This is a genomic window from Pseudomonas fluorescens, assembly GCF_902497895.1.
Taxonomy (GTDB): Bacteria; Pseudomonadota; Gammaproteobacteria; order Pseudomonadales; family Pseudomonadaceae; genus Aquipseudomonas; species Aquipseudomonas fluorescens_BP.
The window spans coordinates 48149-70866 of the sequence record NZ_CABVHQ010000015.1 but is presented as its reverse complement, the minus strand read 5'-3'; the positions used below and the strand labels follow the sequence as shown (position 1 = coordinate 70866).

Annotated in this window: 18 protein-coding genes and 2 pseudogenes; 9 read left to right on the top strand and 11 right to left on the bottom strand. The window is 58.8% G+C overall.

All coding sequences use genetic code 11. The features are described 5' to 3' along the window. Positions 1-418: 418 nt before the first annotated feature. Positions 419-6034 carry a putative Ig domain-containing protein gene (locus tag F8N21_RS10145; protein WP_150641990.1) on the bottom strand — a complete coding sequence of 1872 codons (5616 nt, stop codon included), beginning with the start codon at positions 6032-6034 and terminating at the stop codon, positions 419-421. A gap of 393 nt (positions 6035-6427) precedes the next feature. On the opposite strand from F8N21_RS10145, the gene F8N21_RS10140 reads away from it, so the two are divergent. The 3 genes from F8N21_RS10140 (at position 6428) to F8N21_RS10130 (ending at position 8171) form a co-directional block, all read left to right on the top strand. Then, a complete protein-coding gene (locus F8N21_RS10140; RefSeq protein ID WP_150641989.1) occupies positions 6428-7585 on the top strand; it encodes an S-type pyocin domain-containing protein in 1158 nt (385 codons plus the stop codon). 15 nt (positions 7586-7600) lie between these two features. Next, entirely contained in the window at positions 7601-7840 is a 240-nt protein-coding gene (locus tag F8N21_RS10135) for a pyocin S6 family toxin immunity protein (protein ID WP_150641988.1), read from the top strand. 106 nt (positions 7841-7946) lie between these two features. Beyond that, positions 7947-8171, top strand: coding sequence for a hypothetical protein (locus F8N21_RS10130; RefSeq protein ID WP_150641987.1), 225 nt, complete (start codon positions 7947-7949; stop codon positions 8169-8171). Positions 8172-8331: 160 nt separating this feature from the next. Here F8N21_RS10130 and F8N21_RS10125 read toward each other — a convergent pair whose 3' ends face one another. Further along, entirely contained in the window at positions 8332-8547 is a 216-nt protein-coding gene (locus F8N21_RS10125) for a hypothetical protein (protein ID WP_150641986.1), read from the bottom strand. A 28-nt stretch (positions 8548-8575) separates the two neighbouring features. Between F8N21_RS10125 and F8N21_RS10120 the strand changes: the two are divergent. After that, positions 8576-8869 (top strand): annotated as a pseudogene (locus F8N21_RS10120) (AAA family ATPase); the annotation flags it as partial. 146 nt (positions 8870-9015) lie between these two features. Here F8N21_RS10120 and grxD read toward each other — a convergent pair. Beyond that, complete coding sequence (grxD, locus tag F8N21_RS10115) at positions 9016-9324, bottom strand: Grx4 family monothiol glutaredoxin (RefSeq protein WP_150641985.1); 309 nt, start codon at positions 9322-9324, stop codon at positions 9016-9018. Positions 9325-10119: 795 nt separating this feature from the next. Between grxD and F8N21_RS10110 the strand changes: the two genes are divergently transcribed. Together F8N21_RS10110 and F8N21_RS10105 are read left to right on the top strand one after the other, a co-directional pair. Further along, positions 10120-10515 (top strand): DUF2384 domain-containing protein, encoded by a 396-nt coding sequence (locus F8N21_RS10110; RefSeq protein WP_150641984.1) that lies wholly within the window; start codon positions 10120-10122, stop codon positions 10513-10515. Then, positions 10512-11036 (top strand): RES family NAD+ phosphorylase, encoded by a 525-nt coding sequence (locus tag F8N21_RS10105; RefSeq protein WP_150641983.1) that lies wholly within the window; start codon positions 10512-10514, stop codon positions 11034-11036. Before F8N21_RS10110 ends, F8N21_RS10105 begins: the two co-directional genes overlap by 4 nt. A 107-nt stretch (positions 11037-11143) precedes the next feature. On the opposite strand, the gene F8N21_RS10100 is transcribed toward F8N21_RS10105, so the two are convergent. The 3 genes from F8N21_RS10100 to F8N21_RS10090 all read right to left on the bottom strand — a co-directional run bounded on the left by F8N21_RS10100 (position 11144) and on the right by F8N21_RS10090 (position 14558). Further along, on the bottom strand, positions 11144-12352 hold the full coding sequence (locus tag F8N21_RS10100) for an MFS transporter (RefSeq protein ID WP_191624275.1): 1209 nt from the start codon (positions 12350-12352) through the stop codon (positions 11144-11146). An 88-nt stretch (positions 12353-12440) separates the two neighbouring features. After that, on the bottom strand, positions 12441-13400 hold the full coding sequence (locus F8N21_RS10095) for an alpha/beta hydrolase (protein ID WP_412071629.1): 960 nt from the start codon (positions 13398-13400) through the stop codon (positions 12441-12443). 87 nt (positions 13401-13487) lie between these two features. Continuing rightward, positions 13488-14558: an NAD(P)-dependent alcohol dehydrogenase gene (locus tag F8N21_RS10090; protein ID WP_150641981.1), complete on the bottom strand. Its 1071-nt coding sequence runs from the start codon at positions 14556-14558 to the stop codon at positions 13488-13490. A gap of 164 nt (positions 14559-14722) precedes the next feature. Between F8N21_RS10090 and F8N21_RS10085 the strand changes: the two genes are divergently transcribed. Then, entirely contained in the window at positions 14723-15640 is a 918-nt protein-coding gene (locus tag F8N21_RS10085; protein ID WP_150641980.1) for an AraC family transcriptional regulator, read from the top strand. Here the strand turns inward: F8N21_RS10085 and F8N21_RS10080 are convergent. From F8N21_RS10080 to F8N21_RS10060, 5 genes and pseudogenes are all read right to left on the bottom strand, one after another. Then, a pseudogene (locus tag F8N21_RS10080) lies at positions 15635-15970 on the bottom strand (LysR family transcriptional regulator); the annotation flags it as partial. The gene F8N21_RS10085 and the pseudogene F8N21_RS10080 sit on opposite strands and share 6 nt — an antisense overlap. 71 nt (positions 15971-16041) lie before the next feature. Then, entirely contained in the window at positions 16042-16992 is a 951-nt protein-coding gene (locus F8N21_RS10075) for an aldo/keto reductase (protein ID WP_150641979.1), read from the bottom strand. A gap of 22 nt (positions 16993-17014) precedes the next feature. Next, the gene (locus F8N21_RS10070) at positions 17015-18481 is read right to left on the bottom strand and encodes an efflux transporter outer membrane subunit (RefSeq protein WP_150641978.1); all 1467 of its coding nucleotides are present in this window, start codon (positions 18479-18481) and stop codon (positions 17015-17017) included. A gap of 19 nt (positions 18482-18500) precedes the next feature. Continuing rightward, positions 18501-19979 (bottom strand): DHA2 family efflux MFS transporter permease subunit, encoded by a 1479-nt coding sequence (locus F8N21_RS10065; protein ID WP_150641977.1) that lies wholly within the window; start codon positions 19977-19979, stop codon positions 18501-18503. Beyond that, on the bottom strand, positions 19979-21115 hold the full coding sequence (locus F8N21_RS10060; protein ID WP_150641976.1) for an HlyD family secretion protein: 1137 nt from the start codon (positions 21113-21115) through the stop codon (positions 19979-19981). The genes F8N21_RS10065 and F8N21_RS10060 overlap by 1 nt, the downstream gene beginning before the upstream one ends. 248 nt (positions 21116-21363) lie before the next feature. Between F8N21_RS10060 and F8N21_RS10055 the strand changes: the two genes are divergently transcribed. Both F8N21_RS10055 and mug read left to right on the top strand, forming a co-directional pair. After that, complete coding sequence (locus F8N21_RS10055; protein WP_150641975.1) at positions 21364-21987, top strand: TetR/AcrR family transcriptional regulator; 624 nt, start codon at positions 21364-21366, stop codon at positions 21985-21987. Positions 21988-21995: 8 nt separating this feature from the next. After that, entirely contained in the window at positions 21996-22532 is a 537-nt protein-coding gene (gene mug, locus F8N21_RS10050) for a G/U mismatch-specific DNA glycosylase (protein ID WP_150641974.1), read from the top strand. The last annotated feature ends 186 nt before the right edge of the window (positions 22533-22718 follow it).

Genomic DNA, 22718 nt, shown 5'->3' with positions numbered 1-22718 from the left:
TCTGTGGTTGTCTTAGATTTTTGTGGCGCTGCCAATCCCCTTGTGGGAGCGAGCTTGCTCGCGAAAGCGGTGGGTCAGCTTGTATCAGTGCTGGATGTGCCGACGCCTTCGCGGGCAAGCCCGCTCCCACATTTGGTCTGTGGTTGTCTTAGATTTTTGTGGCGCTGCCAATCCCCTTGTGGGAGCGGGCTTGCTCGCGAAAGCGGTGGGTCAGCCAACATCCATACCGAATGTGCCTCCGTCATCGCGAGCAAGCCCGCTCCCACATTTGGTCTGTGGTTGTCTTAGATTTTTCTGGCGCTGCCAATCCCCTTGTGGGAGCGAGCTTGCTCGCGATAGCGGCGGGTCAGTCAGCATCCCTGTTGGATGTGCCGCTGTCATCGCGAGCAAGCTCGCTCCCACAGGATGTGGGCTTAACTCAGGCTGTAAAGTCGCTGGCGTGCAGCTCCTTGACGCCCACCAGTTCGAATTCGAACTCGGGGCTGGCGTCGGCGTTGACACTGCCGTAGAGAATGCCATCGGCAAAGCGCAGTTGGCCGGTGGCGTTGGCAGGGTCGAAGGCGTTGCTGGCGATGAAGGTGAAGGCGTCGACAGCGGCGGTCAGCGGGTTGGCGTCCAGGCCGGTGAAATCCATATGATCGCCCTCGGTGCTCTTGAAACCGTTGATCACATCGCGCAAAGCCCCGACGCCCATGTCCGACAGCGCACCAAACGCGTAGGTATCCGCGCCAGTGCCGCCGGTGAGATTGTCGGTGCCTGCACCGCCGATCAGCCGGTCATCGCCCGAACCGCCCACCAGCGTATCGTTGCCCGCACCACCGTTCAGAACGTTCGCGGCGCTGTTGCCCGACAGACTGTCGGCGTAGGCGCTTCCCGTCAGGTTTTCGAAGAATTTCACGGTGTCGAGCCCGGAACCCAGGGTGTTTTGTTGCGCTGACGTCGAGAGGTTTACGGTAACGCCGGACAGGGCGCGTTCAAAAGACACCGTGTCATTGCCATCGCGCCCGTCCAGCACGTTGTTGCCGGCACTGGCGAACAGCGTGTTGTCCAACGCGTTGCCCGTGCCATTGGCGGCGCCAGTGCTATCGATATACAGATGCTCGACGTTGTTGCCGAGGGTATAAGCCGCCAGGCTGCTGTGCACGCTGTCGATCCCTCCAGGCGCCGCATTGCTGTTGGTCTCGATCACGGTGTCGTCGGCGTTGTCGACATAGTAGGTGTCGTTGCCATCGCCGCCGCTCATGCTGTCGGCCCCTGCGGCACCATCGAGCACGTTATTGGCGGCATTGCCGGTGATGAAGTTGCGCCGCTCATTGCCGGTGCCGTCGATGTCCGACACGGCGGTGAGCACCAGGTTCTCGAGATTGGCGCCCAGCGTCCAGCTGACCGAGGCCTGCACCGTATCGATCTGCGAGGTCGAGGTGTTGGTTTCCACCACACTGTCAAACGCGTTATCGACCACATAGATGTCGTTACCATCCCCACCGGTCATGGTGTCGGCGCCCAGGTCGCCATCCAGCGTGTCGTTGCCCGAGCTGCCCACCAGGGTATCCGCCTGGTCGGTACCGGAAATCATCCCGCCCTGGTTCTGGGCGTTGTCGAAAATGTCCTGCACGCTATTGTTGTCGTTGGGGTTGCCCTGGAAGCCAAGGTCATCGGCAATGTAGTCGGCCAGGCGCTGGCCAACGATCTCCGCCGACTCTTCGTGCAGGTGCCAGACGTCGTCGGGATACACCAGCGGATCGACTTCGTAGCGCAAGGGCAGGTCGGTGTAGTCCACCGCCAGCTTGACGTCGGCGCGCTCGGCGGCGATGGCTTCCTGGGCGGCGCGGACATAGCCAACCCCCTCGACGATGGAGGCAATCTTCTCTTCAGAATAACCACGGGCACGCGCGGCGTCCTGCTCGTAGTGACCGGTTTCCATCATGTACACGCTGAAGTTGCCGAACTGGGCATGCAGGTAATCAAACACCTTCAGGGTCGCGGCCTTGTAGGCCGCTGCTGCCGCTGGTTTGTCCGTGGCGCGGGCGATCTCCTGGGCGGCTTCCTCGCCCTGGCCCCAAATGATGCCCATGGTGACGTTATCGATGGATTGCAGTTCGGTGAGCTGGTCCCGCAGCAGCGTCACGGCGCGCAACAGCGCAGGCCCGGGTTGGTTGGTGTCGGTCAGCCACCAGCACAACTTGAGTTCCTCGGCGCTGAGAGTCGACAGGCCGGTGACCGTGCTGCCGCCCACCGCGATGTCGATGCCGTTGCCATCGGCATCGGTGAACTGGCTGCGCACGTCATAGGTGGTGTAGCGGTCCAGGTCGTTGACCAGCATCGAGGTGCCGGACTGATCGTCGTCCTCCGTCATGCGCAGCAGGCGCGCATTGGATTGGCCGAGGGTGGGCAGGTAGAGGATGTCCTGCTGGGCACGCTCGCCGAACACGAAGTCGCTGGCGGTCAGGGTGTTGAGGTGATTGCCGTTGAGGGCGATTTCAAAACGATTGCCATCGGCATCCGTTTCGGCGGACTTGATGTAGGTCTTGTCGCCGGCCGCGTTGAGGGTCATGTACAGCGTGCCATTGCTGCCATCGCCGAGGCCGAGAAAGCCAAGGCCCGAAACATTGATCTTGTCGACGCCCGCGGTGAAGTCATAAATCGTGTCGGTGGCCGTGACACCGCCGGTGTCGTAGTCGCGGTAGCTGTCGAGCACGTTGGTGTAGCGGAAGGTGTCGGCACCGTCGCCGCCGTACAGCGAGTCGCGTCCGGCGCCGCCGTCGACGATGTCGGCGCCAGTGCCCGCCTTGATCGTGTCGTTGCCACCGAGGCCGAGGATCAGATCTGCACCCGCCGTGCCGTTGAGGGTTTCGGCGTTGTTGGTGCCGGTAACGGTATTGGCGGGCGCATCGGCCACCGCCAGGGCGAAGCTGTCGCTGACCGACGCACCTGAAGGATCGGTGGCCTTGACCAGTACGTTGTAATTGCCGGACGCAGTGCTGATCGGCGTGCCGGTGAAGGTCAGGTTGGTGGCATTGAAGCTCAGCCATGCGGGCAGGGCGCTGCCATCGGCCAGGGTCGCGGTGTAGGTCAATACATCCTGGTTGGCGTCGGTGAAGCTGTCGTGGGTCACGGTGTAGTTGAACGGCGTGCTTTCGATGGCGCTCTGGTCGAGGAGGGGGATGGCCACCACCGGCGCTACATTGCTGGGGGTGTTCTGGTCGGCGAAGACAAAATGACTGGCCGTCAGGCTGCTCACCAGGTTGCCCGCCAGCGACACTTCGAAGCGGTTGCCGTTGGCGTCGACGGTGAGGTCCTTGAGGTAGGTGCGGTTGCTCGACGCGCTGTAGGTCACTTGCAGCGTGCCGTTCAGGCCATTGCCCAGGCCGGTGTAACCGAGCGCGGAGACATCGATCTTGTCGGCGGCCACGTCGAAATCGAGGATCTGGTCACTGACGCTGGTGGCGCTGGTGCGGTAACTATCGAGTTTTGAGGTGTAGCGGAACACATCGGCACCCGCGCCGCCGGTGAGTTTGTCCACGCCGGTGCCACCGACCAGGATGTCGTTGCCCGCGCCGCCATTAAGGGTGTCGTTACCGGCGCCACCGAACAGTTGTTCGTTGGCTGCGGTGCCGGTCAGCGTGTCGTTGTTCGGCGTGCCATTGATCACGGTGGGGGCGGCAGGTACGTCTTGCACGGCGAGGTTAAAGCTGTCGCTGACGGTGGCGTTGCTGCCGTCGGCCGCGGTGACCTGTATGGAGTAAGTGCCCGATGCCGTATCGCTGGGTGTGCCGCTGAACGTACGAGTGGCTGCATCGAATGTCAGCCAGCTGGGCAGGGCGCTGCCATTGGCCAGCTTGGCGGTGTAGCTGAGGCTGTCGTTATCCGGATCGGTAAAACTGGTGGCCGGCACCACGTAGCTGAACGGGGTGTTTTCGGTCGTGCTCTGATCCAGCAGCGGCGTGGCCAGCACCGGCGCCTGGTTGGTCGGCGACGAGGTGGCGAAGACGAAGTTGGCGCTGGTCAGCGTGTCGAGGTAATTGCCGTCCAGCGCCACCTCGAACCGGTTGCCATTGGCGTCGGCGGTCAGGGACTTGATGTAAGTCTTGGTGCCAGCAGTATTGAGCACCAGGTACAGGGTGTTGTTCTTGCCGTCCCCCAGGCCGGTGAAACCCATGGCCGAGAGGTCGATCTTGTCGGCGGTGATATCGAAATCGGTGATCAGGTCGCCAAGGTTGGCACCGCCGGTGTTGTAGTTGCGGTAACTGTCCAGGCGATTGGAGAACACAAAGATGTCCGCTCCGGCGCCACCGGTGAGAGTGTCCATACCGGCACCGCCGTCGAGCTTGTCGTCGCCCGCGCCGCCACTGAGGCTGTCGTTACCCGCCAGGCCGAGCAGGGTGTCGGCCGAATCGCTACCCAGCAGCGAGTCGCTGCCGCTGGTGCCGGTGACCACACGATTGAAGATGAAATTGCTGGCGGTCAGGGTGCTGGCGAGGTTGCCCGAGAGAATCAACTCGAAGCGATTGCCGCTGGCGTCGGCATCGTAGTCCTTGATGTAGGTGCGGTCGTTGCTGGCGCTGTAGCTGGCCTGCAGGGTGCCGCCACGGCCATTGCCCAGGCCGGTGAAACCGAGGCCGGCGAGGTCGATCTTGTCCTGGGTGACGTCGAAGTCGGTAATGGTGTCATCGAAGCTTGCGGTTGCGTTGCGGTAACTGTCGGACTGGGCGATGAAACGGAACGTATCGGCACCCGTGCCGCCGGTGAGTTTGTCGATGCCTGCACCGCCCACCAGAATGTCGCCACCGGCCCCGCCATTGATAGTGTCGTTGCCTGCTGCGCCATAGAAAATCTCGCTGGCGGCGCTGCCCAGCAGGGTGTCGTTGCCAGCCGTGCCTTGCACGGTGGTCATCGGCACCGTGGCGCTGACGTAGCTGCCGTCGCCATAGACCAGCGTGGCGCCCTTGCTGGTGTGGCTGATGGTGTTGCCGATGATGGCGTTGCGATCGGTGCCGTCTTCATTGCGCTCTGCAACACCGTAGGTCGACAGGTTGCTGCCGCTGATGATGTTGCCCTGGATCGTGTTGTCGCTGCCGTTGAAGTACTTGCCGGACACACCCAGGGTGTCGTCGTAGGACTGGATGATGATCTCCGGTACGGGGCTGCCCAGGGAATTGTTGTTAAGCGTGTTGTCGATGATCTCGACGTGGTTGCTGCCGTAGATGCGGATCCCGGCGCTGGTGTTGTCGTGAATGTCGACGCCGCTGACGGTCACGTCGCTGGACAGTTTGATCAGCACCCCTTCGGCGCCGTTGCCGTACACCTCGCCACCGGTGATGGTGATGTTGCTGGGGGAGGGGATGTCCTCGCTGCCGCGCTGCACCACGATGCCATTGCCGCCGTTGTTGTAGGCAACGTTATTGGTGAGGGTGAAGTCGTGGGTACTGGTGACGACGTTGAAACCGTGGCGGTCATTGTCGTAGGCGACGTTGTTTTCGAAGGTGCTGTCGCTGAGGAAGTCAGCAACGAAGCCGTCCAGGCCATTGCCGTGGGACACGCTGTTCTTGATGACCATGTTGACGGTCTGCTCGTGGGGGTCGAAACCGTACCCGGAGCAATCCTTGATCTCGACGCTGTCGAGGGTGACGTTGGAGTCGTAGCCTTCTTCGCCGGGAATGTAGCCGTTGAACCAACCGTCGATCTTGCCCGTGGTGTTGTCACGGTTGCCGTCGATGGTGAGGTTGCTGACGCCGAAGTCGTGGGTTTCCTCGCCATAGGCGGAGCGGATGACCCCCGTGATCTTGGCGTCGGAGCCGTCAGCCACCTTGACGGTCGTTGCGCCCATGCCGTCGCCGTACAGGTAGACGTTGCTCTTGAGCATCAGGCAGCCGTCGGAGGGTTCCTCACCTCCCGAAACGATATAAGTTCCGGTCGGCACATACACCTGCCCCCCGCCTGCAGCGGCCGCCGCATCAATTGCGCTTTGTATCGCCGCCGTGTCGTCAGTGATGCCATCTCCTTTGGCGCCAAAATTTTGTACGTTGAAAATCATGAGCTTATCTCCGTATCAGGCTAAACCTCGGTAGATGCCAATAGTCCATCGGCGGCCACGGTGTTATGACCCAGCGGAGCGCAAAAGTTGTGACCGCATATCGGGGAAGTGTCAAAAAACCGGACTTACTGATCAGCGGTTGTGAGGGGTTTCGAAAAGTAACGTTCTGTTGACGCTCGCTCAGGTAGCGAGCGATGCCCTGTGGGAGCGCGCTTGTCCCGATCATCTGGCCCGGCCCCCACCAGGGTTCTCAGCTGGAGTTGAGTTCCGAACAGTTTCAAGCGCTGGTGATCGGTCTTCCCTGGCAGCGTCTTGGCTCCGACAGAATTTTCCGCATGCTTTAACAGAAATAGCTGACTTACCCCAAATAACAAATCGGGCACAGTCGACGCCATGATTTCTGCCACTTCTCTTGATCAACTCGGTTTTTACCACCCTGCGCTTGTTCAAGAAAAACCACCGCTGCCGCCTGCTGAACCGATAGAGAAACTGCAAAAACCTGCCCCCATTCAAAAGCAGTTGACCTGCACCTTTACCAAGCCCTGCAAGTTGCCTGATGGCACGATTGACTATACGAATTTCGGCGGATCGATTCCCACCACGGCGGTCGGCGAGTACGGCAACTTCGCTCTGTTGGGTGGTCGTGAAACGGATGCAGCGGGCAACATCGTTCTTAAGCAAATCAGGGGCAGCGCATTACCGGCTGCACTCGGAACACTGCTATTAGGTAGAACAGCGGCTATTGCAGAGGTGGGCACGGGTACGACATCCATCGGCGCTACGAGTGGTGCGCGTTTGGTCACGCCCGCTGTGGCCACGGGTGCCTTGATGGGCTTGGTGGCCTTACTCTGGCCGTCGAGTCTTGGTGACAGCAGCCTGTACACCGATGAACAGCTTCAGTCGCTCAAGGAAGGCCGTACCCGTGTTCGGTTGCATGTCGAGCAACAAGCCGACGGCACCTTGAAGGGCTATGGGTACAACACGCAGAAACGCAGCGATTGGGAAATGATTCCAGTCGTGCAGTTCAAGGCACAAGGCCCTCAGCAAGTGGCCGATTTCGGTGACGGGGTAACCTTGATCTGGACACCAGCGGTTGACCCGTCCAGTACCTCAGGGATTCCCCCATTAGAAAGCGCACCACAAGCCCCACAAATCTGGATTTATCCGCCGACCGAGCAAGCGGATAACATCATCGTCAACCCGATCCATCCGCCTGATTACAAGGATTTCATCCTCGTTTTCCCGACTGACTCGGGCATAAAACCGCTATACATTGTGCTTAGTGTGCCGGGTGGCCTTGGTTACCATGTCGCTCCTGATGTACTACTTGCTTTTCCGGATGCTGTGAGTGTTCGGCCAAAGTCGGCAGTTCAAGGCGGTGGTAAAAAACGGGATCGTTGGAAAGATAGCAAGGGTCGGATCTATGAATGGGATTTTCAGCATGGTGCAGTTGAGATTTACGACAAGCAAGGTAAGCATTTAGGGGAGTTCAACGCCGAAACTGGCGAGAAAAACAAGCCTGCAAAACCCGGTAGAACAACACTAAAATGAATTGAGAGACCAATCATGTACATACGCATAACAGGCTTTTTTCCAGAGCCGGATGAAGATGACTCATTGCAATACAAACAAGTCATACAGAAGGACTTAGAGCCATCGGTATTAGAAATAATGGGCTGGTCTTCTCTTGAGGATGGTTTAGGTGGCGAGTCAGAGCTAACGGCAGAGCAAGCAAAGCTTATCGCTGGAGTGCTTGGTGAGTCTGCGATAGAAGGGCTGACGCTGTTCATTGGTAGCCACTCATAGATTCGGCATGCCTCGACCTGCCCGAAGGGCATTAGGCGCCACGCACACGAATGCCAGGCACTGGGCGAGCAAAACAAACCAGCAGATCCAACAAGGAAGTAGAGCCATGAAACATGTGATGATGGGAGTTCCTCAAGGTGAGGATTTCGCTTCCTTTGAAAAGGAAATTCCGGTTTCTGTCGCAGATTTGAAACCGATAATGGGCTGGGTAAAGGATGATGATTGTGTGTACGACTATCGGCTTACTGCGGAGCAAATTAGCGCTATAGAACAGCTTTGCTCGCTAGAGCTGCCCAAGAATTTTGAGCTTTTTCTTACGTGTAACGCCTGACTTGTCATACCTCGACCTGCCTGAACCTGGAGCACAAGTACATCGTCCGTCACCTGTTCCAGGCAAGCGTCTAGACAGCGACGACCACGAGCCATATACCGATCCCGGAGGTCACTTGAAGGGGGAGCCTACAGAATTCGGAAAAAATCGTACGCTAAGACTAATGCCCTTCGGGCGCCATCAGCACAGCCAAAGTCAACTTAATAAACTCTTCGTTTTTATCAATCGTGTTTAACGCTCCACGGACATTCTGACCAACTTCTTCGTTGTCGCGTTGTTCAACCCAGTTTGCGAGCACCAAAACAGCAGCCTCTAGGGCTAACTGGTTTTCGTTTATCTTAGAAAGCAAACTTGGCAAAAGATCCAGATTTGACATGGATTCAACTCCTATCGAGAAAACTCAAAGTACCAAGCTACGTACGCCACTGCAAACTCAACTGCATCTGAGCCTGTCCTTTGAGGCTGGCTACTTGACTGGTGAGAAACCCGTTTCGGCGGAACTGGTGGACTCCGTGTTGTCCCGACAACTGGATGACTTGGAACCGACCCTGACGCGCCATGGTTACCGTATCAAGGATCTGGTGGAGCAGTTCGATGCTCGTCCCAATGAGATCAAGGCGTTGTTCAGCAACGCACTTGATCCGGCCCGCGCATCTGAGCTGCGCGACAAGATGCTCGCAGCGGGGCTACCGATTTAAAACGGGGGCAGAATTCGGGAAGAATCGGACGTTAAGCCAGTTCCTGTTATTCAGGCAGGCACTGGCTTAAATACACGCTCTGCTCCATTGCTCTCCAAACTCCTTTGCCAAAAATATTCTAACATTAGTGAAAAAAACCGTTTTGTTTAGGCGTTTAGCACTTTTTGTAATTCTCCGTTTTCATACATCTCCACCATGATATCGCTCCCACCAATGAATTCTCCTTTGACGTAAAGTTGCGGGAAGGTAGGAAAATTAGAATACTCCCTGATCCCTTGTCTTACATTTTCGTCTTCAACATTAAAGGTGAATATATTCTCTACTCCGCAGGCTCTCAATATACTAATGGCGCTTGAACTGAAGCCGCACATAGGAAGCTGTTCTGTACCTTTCACGAATAAAACAACATTGTTGTTTTTTACAATATCAATGATTCTTTGTTGTGTAGTATCCATCACGGCGCCTGTTTGAGAAATTTAGAAAATAGCTCAGCACATCGATAGACAAACATATTGAGCGTATGCATACGGGAGTTTATAGCTGTATTTCTCCTTGGTAGATACTGTCAAATCTGACAGTTATTTTATGTATTTTGTTATGAGCCGCACCACCTTCAGCAGCTTTAAATATAAGGAGGCATAGTTGGAGGCAATGGAATCTAAAACCCTACTTAGGACTGCCGCGAACGTCGCAGTTGAAATACGCATCCTCAGCCGTCAAGATTATTTCTCGTACGGTGGCAGAGTCGGGCGACGCCTGCATTTTCTGACGCTTCGGCGCCAACCTCCATGATCAAGTCCGGTTACTCTATCGGCCCCATACCCCTCGTTTGATGGATGGCCGATCAGTCGCAAACAATGTGAGCACGAGTCAAGCTCGCAGCTAATGTGAATCAGAGGGCCCCGTCAGTCGCAATTAATTTGAGCTGAAAAATGCGTTGAATGCGAGCACGGCTATTTTCGATTGCAAGCCGTTACATCTATCCATGGGTGCCCGTAACGCATACGGTTGAAATTCCGCCTTCGGGTTCGGAAATGTCAGCGTATTTCGCTGGACTGTGGGGCGAGTCCTGCGCGCCGGTGCTGTCACTAGGTCTGATGACGTCTGCCGCTGGGAGCAATCTTGAAGCAGTTATGGGGCAGGGTACCCGGCCAACAGCAATTATCGAGGGACGAAGAACTGATTGAAATGTGCTAATATTGTGCGAATATTGTGCATAGAGCGTGCAGCAACCAGAGAGGTAAATGTCCATGGCCAGAGAATCGGCGTTGGATTTTCATCCCACTAGCTTTGAGGCGTTGATGGAGGCCATCCGGGCGGTAAACCGGGTGATGTTCTCCCCTGAGCGCTACGTCAAGGTGTTCTCCATGGATCAGCAGACCTTCGCGCAGCGCGCCCATGTCCATCGCAATACAGTCCGTAATGCACCTGAGTCGGACAAGGTGCAGGGTTACATCCGCGACACTATCCGTGTGGTACGCGCGGTTGCTGACATGGGAACCGACATCGATAAAGCAATCTACTGGTTCAAGAACGAACCGCTGCAGACGTTCGGATACAAAACCGCTGAGGAGATTGTCAGCGACGGAAAAACCGACAAGCTGCTCGAGTATCTGCAGTCTTGGGAGGCAGGTGCTCAGGGATGATTGTTACCTCCGTCCGTGATCTGGTCTGCTACCGCGTCCATACACCTAAGTGGGCTTTCAAGCCCACTTCTGGCGAGGGGGCCGCTATGGCCGGGGGCCGCGCAAACCGAAAGGGACTCGCGGCCCTGTATCTCTCGTTAGACGAGATGACGGCGCTCGGCGAATACCGTCAGGGCGGCACCATACTGCCGCCTGGTACGTTGGTGAGCTACGTGCTCAGCCTTGATCGGGTTGTTGATTTCACGGGTGGACTCGATGATTCCTGGCCCCCGCTATGGCAGGAATTCTACTGTGACTGGCGCAACCTCTATTTCGCCCAGGACATCGAGCCCCCGAGTTGGGTGATCGGGGACCTCGTCATGGCCGACGGCTGCTCAGGCATTCTCTTCAAATCGGCTGCAAACCCCCCAGGCACGAATCTCGTGGTCTATACCGACCAGATACCTGAGCACGGCACCATCATGGTCAATGATCCTCACCAAGACCTCCCCAAAGATCAGTCTTCCTGGATTCGCCCGTAGCCCCACCAGCTTTGGGCCGAAGAAAAACTTAACGTCGTGTCCGGGATTAGTTGACCACTACACGCCACTGGGACCACAAGATTCGCCTTGGCGCGTCTTGTGTTTTTTCAAGCGATGCTCTCCGATGCAACAGGCTCCCGCGAGGCTGCGCGTGCAGCCAGGAAGGCAAGCACAGCTGCCACGCCTAGCAACGTGGCGCTCAACTCGAAAGTCGCTCGATAGCCGTTCGAGTCAAATACCAACCCGCCAACGGTTGCGCCCGATGCAATGGCCAGTTGTATGATCGCGACCATTAAGCCGCCTCCCGCTTCAGCATCCTCTGGCAATGTTCTGGCCAGCCATGTCCACCATCCCACCGGCGCAGCGGTCGCAACCAGCCCCCAGAGACCCAGCAAGACGGTGGTGGTGGCCACCGAGCTGCCGAATGAAACGAGTGCCAGTGCGATCACCGCCATCAATATCGGGATGAAGATAAGTGTGCGATGCAGGCCATTTTTCAAGAATGCTTCAATCAGGAAGGTGCCCGCCAGGCCTGCCAGACCGAGGACGAGCAACATCAGCGACAGCATGGAAACACTGACTTGCGTGACCGTTTCAAGGAACGGGCGCAGGTAGGTAAATAGCATGAACTGGCCCATGAAAAAGACACTGACCGCCGCCATGCCTAGCGCGACCGGTGTGCTTTTCATCAACCTGAAAACATTTCCAGTGCCTGAACCGCTTTGTGACTTCATCGCAGGAAGGCTGACCAAAAGCCAGACACTGGCGACTACCGCGACCGGGATGACGCACAAAAATGCACTGCGCCATCCGATCAAGGAGCCGAGAAAACTGCCCAAAGGTGCTGCAATTACTGTCGCCAGAGCGTTGCCGCCATTGACGACTGCCATGGCGCGAGCGATCTGTTCATCAGGCACCAGGCGTATGGCGGTTGCCGCCGACAATGACCAGAAGCCACCAATTGCCACGCCGATCAGCGCGCGGCCGACCATGAACACCCAGTAGTTCGGCGCGAACGCGACCACGGTTCCCGAAACGATCATCAGCACAGTCAGGGACAACAGCAGTGGCTTGCGGTCGACTCGCGCCGCCACCGAAGCGGTCAGGAGGCTGGCGAACAGCGCAAACAGCCCAGAGACCGAAATGCCCTGGCCCGCTTGCCCTTCGGTGATATGCAGATCGGCCGCAATCGGCGTCAGCAGGCTGACGGGCATGAACTCCGATGCCACCAGAACGAAGGCGGCAAGCGACATGGCGAACACAGCACCCCACGATTGCTCAGGTTTTCGCGGGGCTGAGAGAGTGTGTTGGATCATTGATTGAATCCTGTAATGCGCGAAGCGTCGCGGCCCCGGGAACGAGGCCGCGAGAGAGAACGGATGCCCGGCCAGGGCACCGTTCAGGCTACTTCAGGTTGCTTTTGAAGAACGAGGTCAACTTGGCGAATGGAATGAGGTTGGCCCGGTCGTAAAGATCCACATGCCCGGCATCCGGAATGATGAGCAGTTCTTTAGGTTCGGCAGCGCGTTTGTACGCATCCTCACTGAACTCGAGTGAGTGTGCCTGGGCGCCAGCAATGAACAGCAGCGGGCGAGGGGAGATGGTTTCGATGTCGTTGAACGGATAGAAGTTCATGAATTTCACGTTACTGGTCAGCGTCGGCATGGTGGTTGTCTGCGCCGACGCGCCGGCAGGCGTAAGCTCACCTCGTGGAGTGCGGTAGAAGTCGTAGAACTCGTCCCCCACGGTATTGCCGGTCAGCTTCAGTGGTGAGCCGCTGGTATGGCGGGTCTGCCCACCCTGGAACTCCACATCGCGCTGTTGCGCCGCTTCGCGAATGATCTGCTGGCGTTGTTCAGCCGTTACGCCGTGCTTGAGGCCATTACGATTGGCCGCGCCCATGTCGTACATGCTGACGGTGGCGATGGCCTTGAGACGCGGATCAATCTTGGCCGCACTGATGGCGAAGCTACCACTGCCACAGATTCCGATGACGCCGATACGCTCATGATCAACTATCGGTCGAGTGCCGAGAAAGTCTACGGCGGCACTGAAGTCTTCGGCGTAGATATCAGGCGAGACGGCCTGACGAGGCGTGCCCTCGCTTTCGCCCCAGAAGGACAAGTCCAGCGACAACGTGACAAATCCTTGCTCGGCCATTTTGGTGGCGTAGAGGTTTGCACTCTGCTCCTTTACCGCGCCCATGGGGTGGCCGACGATAATGGCGGCGTTTTTCGTTTTCGGGTCGAGGTCTTTCGGGGTGAACAAGTTGCCCGCAACTTTCATCCCGTATTGATTGTTGAAGGTGATCTTTTCCACCGTCACTTTGTCGCTTTTGTAGAAGTTGTCTGCACCGTTTGACATATCGGCCCCCATTGAAGAAAAAGAGGTAACAAGCAGCCCGAAGGCGAGAAAAATACCTTTCACTGGATCGTCCTTTCGGTTGAGTCGTTATTGGCTGGAGTCTTTCGCTTGGCCAGCCAATGTGGCGTTGTCGATCACGAAGCGATACTTGACGTCACCCTTGAGCATCCGCTCGTAGGCGTCGTTGATCTGATCGGCTCGAACCAGTTCGATGTCGGCGACGATGCCGTGCTCGGCGCAGAAATCCAGCATCTCCTGCGTTTCTGGGATGCCGCCGATCATCGAGCCGGCAATCGTCCGGCGCTTCATGATCAGGTTGAACACGTTGGGCGATGGATGCGGCGAGGCGGGCGCACCGACCAGCGTCAGCGCACCGTCGCGCTTGAGCAACACCAGAAAAGCATCCAGATCGTGGGGCGCTGCGACGGTATTGAGGATGAAGTCGAAGCTCTTGGCATGCGCGGCCATCTCCTGCGCGTTACGCGATATCACAACTTCGTCCGCGCCCAACTCCTTCGCCGCTTCGCGCTTGGATTCGGACGTGGTGAACGCCACGACGTAGGCGCCCATCGCATGGGCCAGTTTGATGCCCATGTGGCCCAGCCCACCGATGCCGACCACGCCGATTTTCTTACCTGGCCCGGCGTTCCAGTGACGCAGCGGGGAATACGTGGTGATGCCCGCGCACAGCAGCGGCGCGACGGCGGCCAGTTGGTGCTCGGGATGGCGGATGCGCAGGACGTAACGTTCATGCACCACGATGTTTTGCGAGTAGCCGCCGAGCGTCCAGCCAGGTGCGTCCGGGGTCGGGAAGTTGTAGGTGCCAATCATGCCGTCGCAATAGTTTTCCAGGCCGGTTTCACAGTCGTCACAGTGTTTGCAGCTGTCGACGATGCAACCGACACCAACCAGGTCGCCGACTTTGAAGTCCGCAACATGCGCGCCGACCGCCGATACACGACCCACAATTTCGTGCCCCGGTACGCAGGGAAATTGCGTGCCTGCCCACTCGGCGCGCACCTGGTGCAAATCCGAATGGCAGATACCGCAGAAGGCGATATCAATCTGAACGTCATGAGCGGCGGGGGGGCGGCGACTGATCTGCAAAGGCTCAAGGGGTTTGTCGCCCGCATGAGCGCCATAGGCTTGTACAAGCATGGGAAAGTCCTCGATGGTGTGTCGGATGAGCATTTTCCCGCTCTGACCAGACGCCATACAGTGCATTCCGCTGGATTACTTGCCTGATCCTATGAGTCTGCGTTGTTTTGCAGGACGGTTGCGAGCGGCTGGGGTAGAGTTCGGTGCGGAGGTAGTGAACGTACATGACGACCAAAGACGAAGCCAACACTCAACACCTATCACCCCAGGACGCACTCGCGCAGACCATCGGCGCGCGAGTCTTGAAACCGGGTGACTACGCAACACCGATTGCGGGCCTCGGCTTCTTTCGGCGTGAACACCCGTCGCCGCCCGTCGTTTGCATGGTCGAGCCGAGCATCATTCTCGTCGCCCAAGGCGAGAAACAGCTATGGGTCGGCGGCGAAGGTTATCCGTATGACACGTCGCGCTTTCTGGTCACCTCATTCGACTTGCCCGCCAATTCAGAGGTGCTGGCTGCAAGCCCGGAGCAGCCGTGCCTCGGGCTGACGTTCAAGCTCGATCTGCGCATACTGGCTGAGCTGATTGCGCAGAGTGACCTGCCGCCCACCCGTGAACGACCAGTGATGAAGGGGGTAGGCATCGGTACAGTGACCGCAGCCATGTTGGCGCCGTTCGGGCGATTATTGGCGCTACTCAATGAGCCGGAAGCCATTCCTGTTCTCGCCCCCTTGATCCAACGCGAGATTCACTACCGTCTTTTGCAGAGTGATCAGGCAGGCAGGCTGCGACAAATCACTTCTGTCGATGGCCAGGGTTATCGGATCGCCAAAGCCATCGATTGGCTGAAGTTGAATTACACCTCGGCCCTTCGCGTCGATGAACTTGCGGCCCGGGTACAGATGAGCACGCCGACCTTTCACCACCATTTCCGCCAGCTCACCGCGATGAGCCCGTTGCAGTACCAAAAATGGCTACGGCTAAACGAGGCGAGGCGCTTGATGCTCAACGAGCATCAGGATGTATCGAGCGCGGCGTTCAAAGTCGGCTATGAAAGCCCTTCGCAGTTCAGCCGCGAATACAGCCGACTGTTTGGAGTCGCGCCTAAACGAGATATCGCAGTGTTGCGAGGGGCAGGCTAGCGACATGGTAAGGTCATGGTTACCGATGGCCGACATGGCGTGGATCTTCAAGCGGCCGACGGGCAAGGTCTGGGCGGTTCCGGCTTCCTCGTCGGCTTCACGTACGTCGTCGAGGATTTTTTCGCAGCGTTGCAAGTAGCGTATGCCGGCTTCGGTGAGGGCGAGGCGGCGAGTGGTGCGGTTGATCAGGCGCGTGTGCAAGCGGGCTTCGAGGGCTGAAACGGCTTTGGAGACGTTGGTTGTGGTGGTGTTGAGCAGTTCCGCGGCGGCGGTGAAGCTGCCGCTTTGGGCGACGGCGATGAAAATGCGCATGCTCTGGAAGACGTCCATCTTTTCGTCTCGGGAATCAGGTGGGAAAAGTATAGGGGGCGGCCTCGGGGAGACCGGCCCTTTTTTCGTTGTCACTTTTTACGCGGAATAAAGCCAGGTACGCCGGTCTCGACCACCGAATTAAATCGAATCCGGGTGGTGATTTCTTCCTTGATCTCACGCATCGCCCGGTGCGGCAGTGTCGCAATTTCGAAGTTTTCCTGAATATGGCTTGGCGTAGCCGAAGTCGTCAGGAAAGCTGTGCCACGTTGTACCGCCCACGCCAGCGCCACTTGCGCCGGGGTTTGTTGCACATGCCGGGCGATGCTGGTGATCACCGAGTCTTCCAGTACATTAGGCTCCATCCCATGTCCCAGCGGTGCAAAAGCCAGAACAATGATCCCGTGCTGTTTGCAGAACTCCAACATCTCCCATTCCGGCAAATACGGGTGCGATTCGATTTGCACCACGGAAGGTTTGATCCGTGCAGCAGCGACGATTTCCTTCAGCGCCTCCAGCGTGATGTCCGAGAGACCGATGGACTTGCAGCGGCCTTCATCCACCAGGCTTTCAAGGGCGCGCCAAGTGTCGAGCAACGTGATTTTGCCATCGTAGATGACATGTCCGAGAGCGTCCCGTGGGTCCTGATCGTCACCGGGCTGGAAGGCGAACGGAGTGTGGATCAGGTAGCAATCGATGTAGTCGACCTGCAGCCGTTGGCAGCTCGCTTCGAACGCCGGTTTGACCCGCTCGGGGCGGTGGTTGGTGTTCCACAGTTTGGTGGTGATGAATACGTCCTCCCGGCGGATGCTGCCGGCGGCGAAAACCTGCTGGAATGCCACGCCGATCTTGTCTTCGTTGCGATAACGCTCGGCGCAGTCGAAGTGGCGGAAGCCCACTTCGAGGGCGCATTTGACTGCTTCGGTGGTGGTGCCCAGGTCGCGGAACAGCGTGCCGAATCCCACCGCGGGCATCGAACCCGCACCGTTGTTCAGCGGCAAACGTGTGTCGCGAAGTTCATCGTGAAAGGCTTCGTAGGTCATGTCTGTTCTCCAATGTCGGTCGTTACAGCGGTTGTTGATCAGTGCGATCGCGCGCGGCGAGTTTTTGCTCGAAGATGCCCACGGCATTGCCGCCCAGCGCCACGAACAGCTGCACCGTGTCGAGATAGCGCGCAGTCTTCGCGCGGATCTGCCCAAGCAGCGCCTGCTCGTAGGCGCGTTCGGCTTCGAGCACTTGCAGAATGCTGTTTGCGCCTTGGGCGTAAGCCTGTTGGTTCAAGCGAAAGCTGGTGTCGGCGGCACGCAAGGCGTCGTCCTGCGCCAGGCTTTGCTCAGCACCATGGTTGATCGCCTGCAAGGTGTCCGCGACCTGGCCGAACGACTGAATCACCGTTTGCCGGTAGCGGGCGAGGGAGGCGTGGTAACCGTCGACGGCCGCCTGACGTTCAGCCTTGAGCGTGCCGCCATTGAAGATCGGCGCCGTCAGCCCGGCGGCGAATCCCCAGAGTGCGGCGCTGCCATTACCCGACGCGGCTTGCGCCAGCGAGGCGGATAGTTCGACGCGGGGATAGAGATTGGCCGTCGCCACGCCCACTGCCGCGCTGGCGATGTGCAGTTCGGATTCGGCTTGCAGGATGTCTGGCCGGGTGCGGGCCATCTCGGAGGGCAGGCTGACCGGGATGCTCGACGGCTGGGCGAATTCGTCGAGGGTGAAGTCCGGCGCAATCCAGTCCGCCGGGCCTTTGCCGGCCAGGATCGACAACGCATGCCGCGCCGCATCACGTTGCTGGGCGAGTGGCGGCAGCAGCGTGCGGTCCTGCGCGAGGCGGGTTTCGGCCAGCGACACATCGATCTGGGTCGTAGAGCCGCTCTGACGCGCCCTCTGTACCAGATCGAGGTTTTTCGCGTCGTTGGCCAGCAGCTCCTGCACGGCCTGGATTTGCGCGTTGGCCGACGCGAGCAGCAACGCCTGGCGGGTGACATCGCCGGTCAGGGTCAGGTACGCCGCTTCATAGCGATGCTTTTGCAGATCGGTCAGCGCTTGTTGCCCTTCGACCACGCGTCTGTTGCCGCCGAACGCATCCAGATCGAACGCGACCCGTGGGCCGATGGCGTAGAAGTTCGAGACGCTCGGTTCAGGCCTGGTGTGGGTGCGTTGGCGACCGCCTGTAGCGCCGAAGTCTACCTGCGGATACAGCGCACCTTCCGCCGCCGCGACGGCAGAAGCAGCCTGGCGGATGGTCGCATCGGCGGCCACCAGTTCGAGGTTGCCATCGATGGCACGGTGCATAACCTGATCGAGTTTTGGCGAACGGAACGCCGACCACCAGTCGCCGTTGATCCGTTTGCCAATATCAAAGCGCTGGTTGCCAGGTTGCCGCTCGGCCTGTTGATCGTAGTGCTGTGACGAACTCGCGGCGGGCCGTTCAAATTCGGGGCCGACAGTGCAGGCGGACAGCATCACAACCATCGCCAGCGCAATGAAGGTGCCCGGGAACGCAGAGCGGGTGAAGCGCGTAGACGTTTTCATTTTCCAGACTCCACGAATATCAGTTGGCCGCAACAGGCTTGCGAAGGAACAACACCAGCGGACTCACCACGAGCATCGCCATCATCAGAATCTTGAACTGCCCCATGACCGCGATGAACGCAGCCTGGTGCGTGACCAGATGGTTGAGTCCCTCAAGCGCCGGCAGCGAGGTCGGCAGCGTCATGCGATACGGCGTCAGGTGGCTGACCAGCGCGGAATGCATCGCCTGGGTGTTGTTGAAGAAATAGATCTGCACCACCGCCACGCCGAGGGTGCTGCCGTAGACGCGCATCAGATTGAAGAATCCGCTGGCTTCCGGGCGCAACTTCGGGTCAATCGTGCTGAACGCGACCTTGCTCAGCGCCGGCATCAAAATGCCGAGGCCGACACCCTGGATGAACCCGGTCACCGCCACGGGCGTCCAGTCCATCAGCGGCGAGTAACCGAGCATCAGCCAGTTGGCGTACACCACTAGGGCAATGCCGGCGGCGATGAACACGCGGGTGTCGATCCAGGCAGGCGCACGGCCCATCAGCAGGAACGCGCCCACCAGCCCGATGCCGCGCGCAATGGTCAGGAAACCGGTGGTGTCCGGTGGGTAGCCGAGAATTTCATCGAGCATCGGCGAGGTCAGCGCCATGGTCGACAGCAGCACGAAACCGAGGGCGAAGAACATCACCGTCGACAGCATGAAGTTACGGTCGCCGATCAACCCCTTGCTGAGAAAATGCACCTTGGCGGTCAGCACATGGACGACGAACAGGTACAGCCCCAGCGCACAGGCCAGCGCTTCGATCCAGATTTCCGGCGAGTCGAACCAGTCCAGGCGCTCGCCACGGTCGAGGAGCATTTGCAGGGCGATCATGCCGAGGGTGAAGGTGCCGAAGCCGAAGAAGTCGAACGACGGGCGCTGATCGGCCTTGTTCTCGGCGAGCAGCAACGTCACCACCATGAAGATGTACGCCGTCAGCGGCAGGCTGAGGTAGAACATCGGGCGCCAGTCGAAATACTCGCAGATCCAGCCGCCGATGCTCGGCCCGCTGACGATGCCGAACAGCACCAGCGCCGTCCATTTCGGGCCGAACGCCGGGCGCCGTTCGGCGGGCAGCGTCTCCAGCGCAATGGCCATCGACAGCGGTGCCAGCACGCCACTGGCCAAGCCTTGAAGGATGCGCGCACCGATGAATTCCAGCGGCGTGCCGGCCAGCGTTGCGAGCCACAGACCGAGGGCGAACAACGCAAGCGCGCTCTGATAAACACGCTTCAAACCAAAGCGCCCGGCCAGCCATTGCGCGATGGGCAGGGTGATAGCGCTGGCGGCCAGATAGGCAGTGAAGATCCAGCCGGCCTGATCGTCGGTCATCGAAATACTGCCCTGAATCAGGCGCAGCGCTGCGTTCGGCAACGGCAGATTCACCGATTGCATGTAGGTCGCGAGCAGGGCAACGAACCTTAGCGAGCGCGCGTCGATTGTCTTGGCGTGAGCGGTGGCGTTCATCACGAATTACCTGCGGTCAACAACGACTTGAGCGGATGCCACCACGGCAAGCGGTGGCCGGTATCGACCTTGACCGTGGCGCTGGTGCCGGAGAACAGCGGCAGGGCAGGATCGGCCTCGTCCAGTTCAAGGCGAACCGGAACCCGTTGCACCACCTTCACCCAGTTGCCGGTCGCGTTCTCCGGCGGCAGCAGGGCAAAGTCAGCGCCGGCACCGGGGCTCATGCTGATCACGTGCGCATTGAACTGCCGGTCCGGGTAGGTATCGAGGGTGATGGTCGCTGGCTGACCGGGGCGCATGTGCGTGACTTGCGTCTCGCGGAAGTTGGCCTCGACCCAGATCTCCCGATCGGAGATCAGCGCGAACGCGGCGGCGCCGTTGTTGACGTAGTTGCCGACCTGCAGATCGTCGACCTTGGCGACGATGCCGTTGTCCGGCGCGGTAACTGTCGTGTAGGAGAGGTAGAGCAGCGCTTCGTCGAGCTGAGCCTTGGCCTCGCGCACGGCGGGGTGGCTGTCGATGGCGATGTCCGGGTTGCCGTTGAGGGCGGCGACGGCGCTGGCGATCTGTTGTTCGATTGAGGCGATGCGTTGCCGCGAGACTTTCAGATCGGTTTCGGCGCGCTCGTAGATGGCCCGGGATACGAACTCTGTAGCCATCAACGCTTTTTTGCGGGCGAACTCTTTCTGATCGTAATCGGCCGACGCCTTGGCCGATTGCAGTTCGGCCTGTTGCTGGCGGTAGTTGGCTTTGAGTCCGTCGATGCGCAGGCGCGCGGTGCCCAACCGGGCTTCGGCACGGTCAACGGCGATCTGGAACGGCTTGGGGTCGATGCGGAACAGGATTTGGCCCTTACGCACCTGTTGATTGTCATCGACAGCGATCTCGATCACTTGCCCGGAAATCCGCGCATTGATTGAGGCCTTGGCCACGCGGGCATAGGCGTTGTCAGTGGACACGAACGGCGCGTTCGCCACGTATTGGCTGTAGCCGATGACGGCGAAGAGGGCGGGAACACCTGCCATGAGCAGTGGCCTGCGCTTGTGCTTCAGGGGTTTTTCCGGCGGTGCGTCAGCCAGGTCAGGGGCTGGGTGTACGCTGGCTGGTGTTGCTGAGAGATCGAATTGCTTGGTCATGATCGAATCCACCCTTAACCGGGAAATCGGGCCGACCTGTGCGCGATCGCCTGCGGCCCCGACGTCATTAATTGCTGTGAGTAATCAAATCCGTGCGCGGTGGGGGAGGATCGCTCCGTACCGCTGTTTCGTCGTTGTCAGACCCGATTTGAGCTGCGCTGCCGATCAAGGAACTTCTGGTTCCTTAATTTTGTGCGATGGTGTAAGAATATGAGCGACCCTATCTTCATGCAAGGAATTTGTACGACATGGCACAAAATAAAACGACAGAAGGAAAAGGCCGCGGCCGTCCTCGCGCGTATGACCCGCAGACAGCGCTGCAACAGGCGCTCGGGGTGTTCTGGAGCACCGGCTATTCCGGCGCTTCGCTGGGCAGTATTGCCAGTGCTGCGGGAATGAATCGCCCGAGCCTGTACGCTGCGTTCGGCGATAAACACGCCCTCTATATCAAGGCGCTCGACCAGTATTGGGAAACGGCTCACAGCGCCATGCGGGCCGCGTTAACCGACAGCAGCCTGACACTGGAGCACGCGCTGACCCGTTTTTATGAAGGGCAACTGGCGATCTATTTCTCGGGCGATGGGCAGCCGCGTGGCTGTTTTGCGATTGGCACAGCGACCACTGAGGCCGTCGAGGATCCGGAGATCCGCAATATGCTGTCTGCGCGGCTTGGCCAGCTCGATGCCGATCTCGAAGCGCGCCTGCAAACCGCGATTGATGCCGGCGAACTGAAGCCCGGTACCGATCCGGCAGCACTTGCAGTGCTCGCCTCCTCGCTGCTGCATAGCATTTCGATTCGCGCGCGGGCGGGTAAGTCCCGCGAAGAGTTGAGCGGCCTTGCGCGCAATGCCGTCAACGTCATCTGCGGTTGAGATGGGTCATGGAAGGGCTTGAAGACATTCTGGCTGAAGGTCTGTCAGTGGTTTTTTGCGGGATCAATCCCGGCCTGCTGGCTGCGGCCCGGGGGCATCATTTTGCGGGGCGGGGAAATCGCTTCTGGCGGACGCTGCATCTGGCCGGGTTCACTCCCGAAGAAGTGCGGCCTGAAAACGACCGGTCAATCCTTGAGTACCAATGTGGATTGACCGCCGTGGTCGCACGGCCGACAGCGCGGGCTGATCAATTGTCCGCCCAGGAATTCACCGCAGCCGCTGTGAGTTTTGAGCAAAAGATTGCCCGCTATGCACCGCTCCATGTGGCGTTTCTCGGAAAAGCGGCCTATGTCGGATTGTCCGGGCAGAAGGTTATTCAGTGGGGGCGTCAGGCCCAGACGTTCTGCGGTGCAGCCGTCTGGGTGCTGCCCAACCCCAGTGGGCGAAATCTTGCGTTTGCACTGGAGCAATTGGTGGCGGCGTATCGACAGCTATATCGGGCTGCATGTCTGCAGACGAATCCAGGCTTTGACCCAACGCTGTAGGCTTTGCGGCCCCTGAATGAACGACCGCTATTGGCCGACTGCTGCCTGTCGCGAAGGGCAGCTATCGGCCCACAAGCGTGAAAATCCATCGCTAGTCACTGCGATGCTGCAAGCGATCCAGGTGGCTAAAGATCTAATAAGATGACCTAGTCTCCCGTGCGTGCTGTCTTGTGTTTTTTTGGTGGT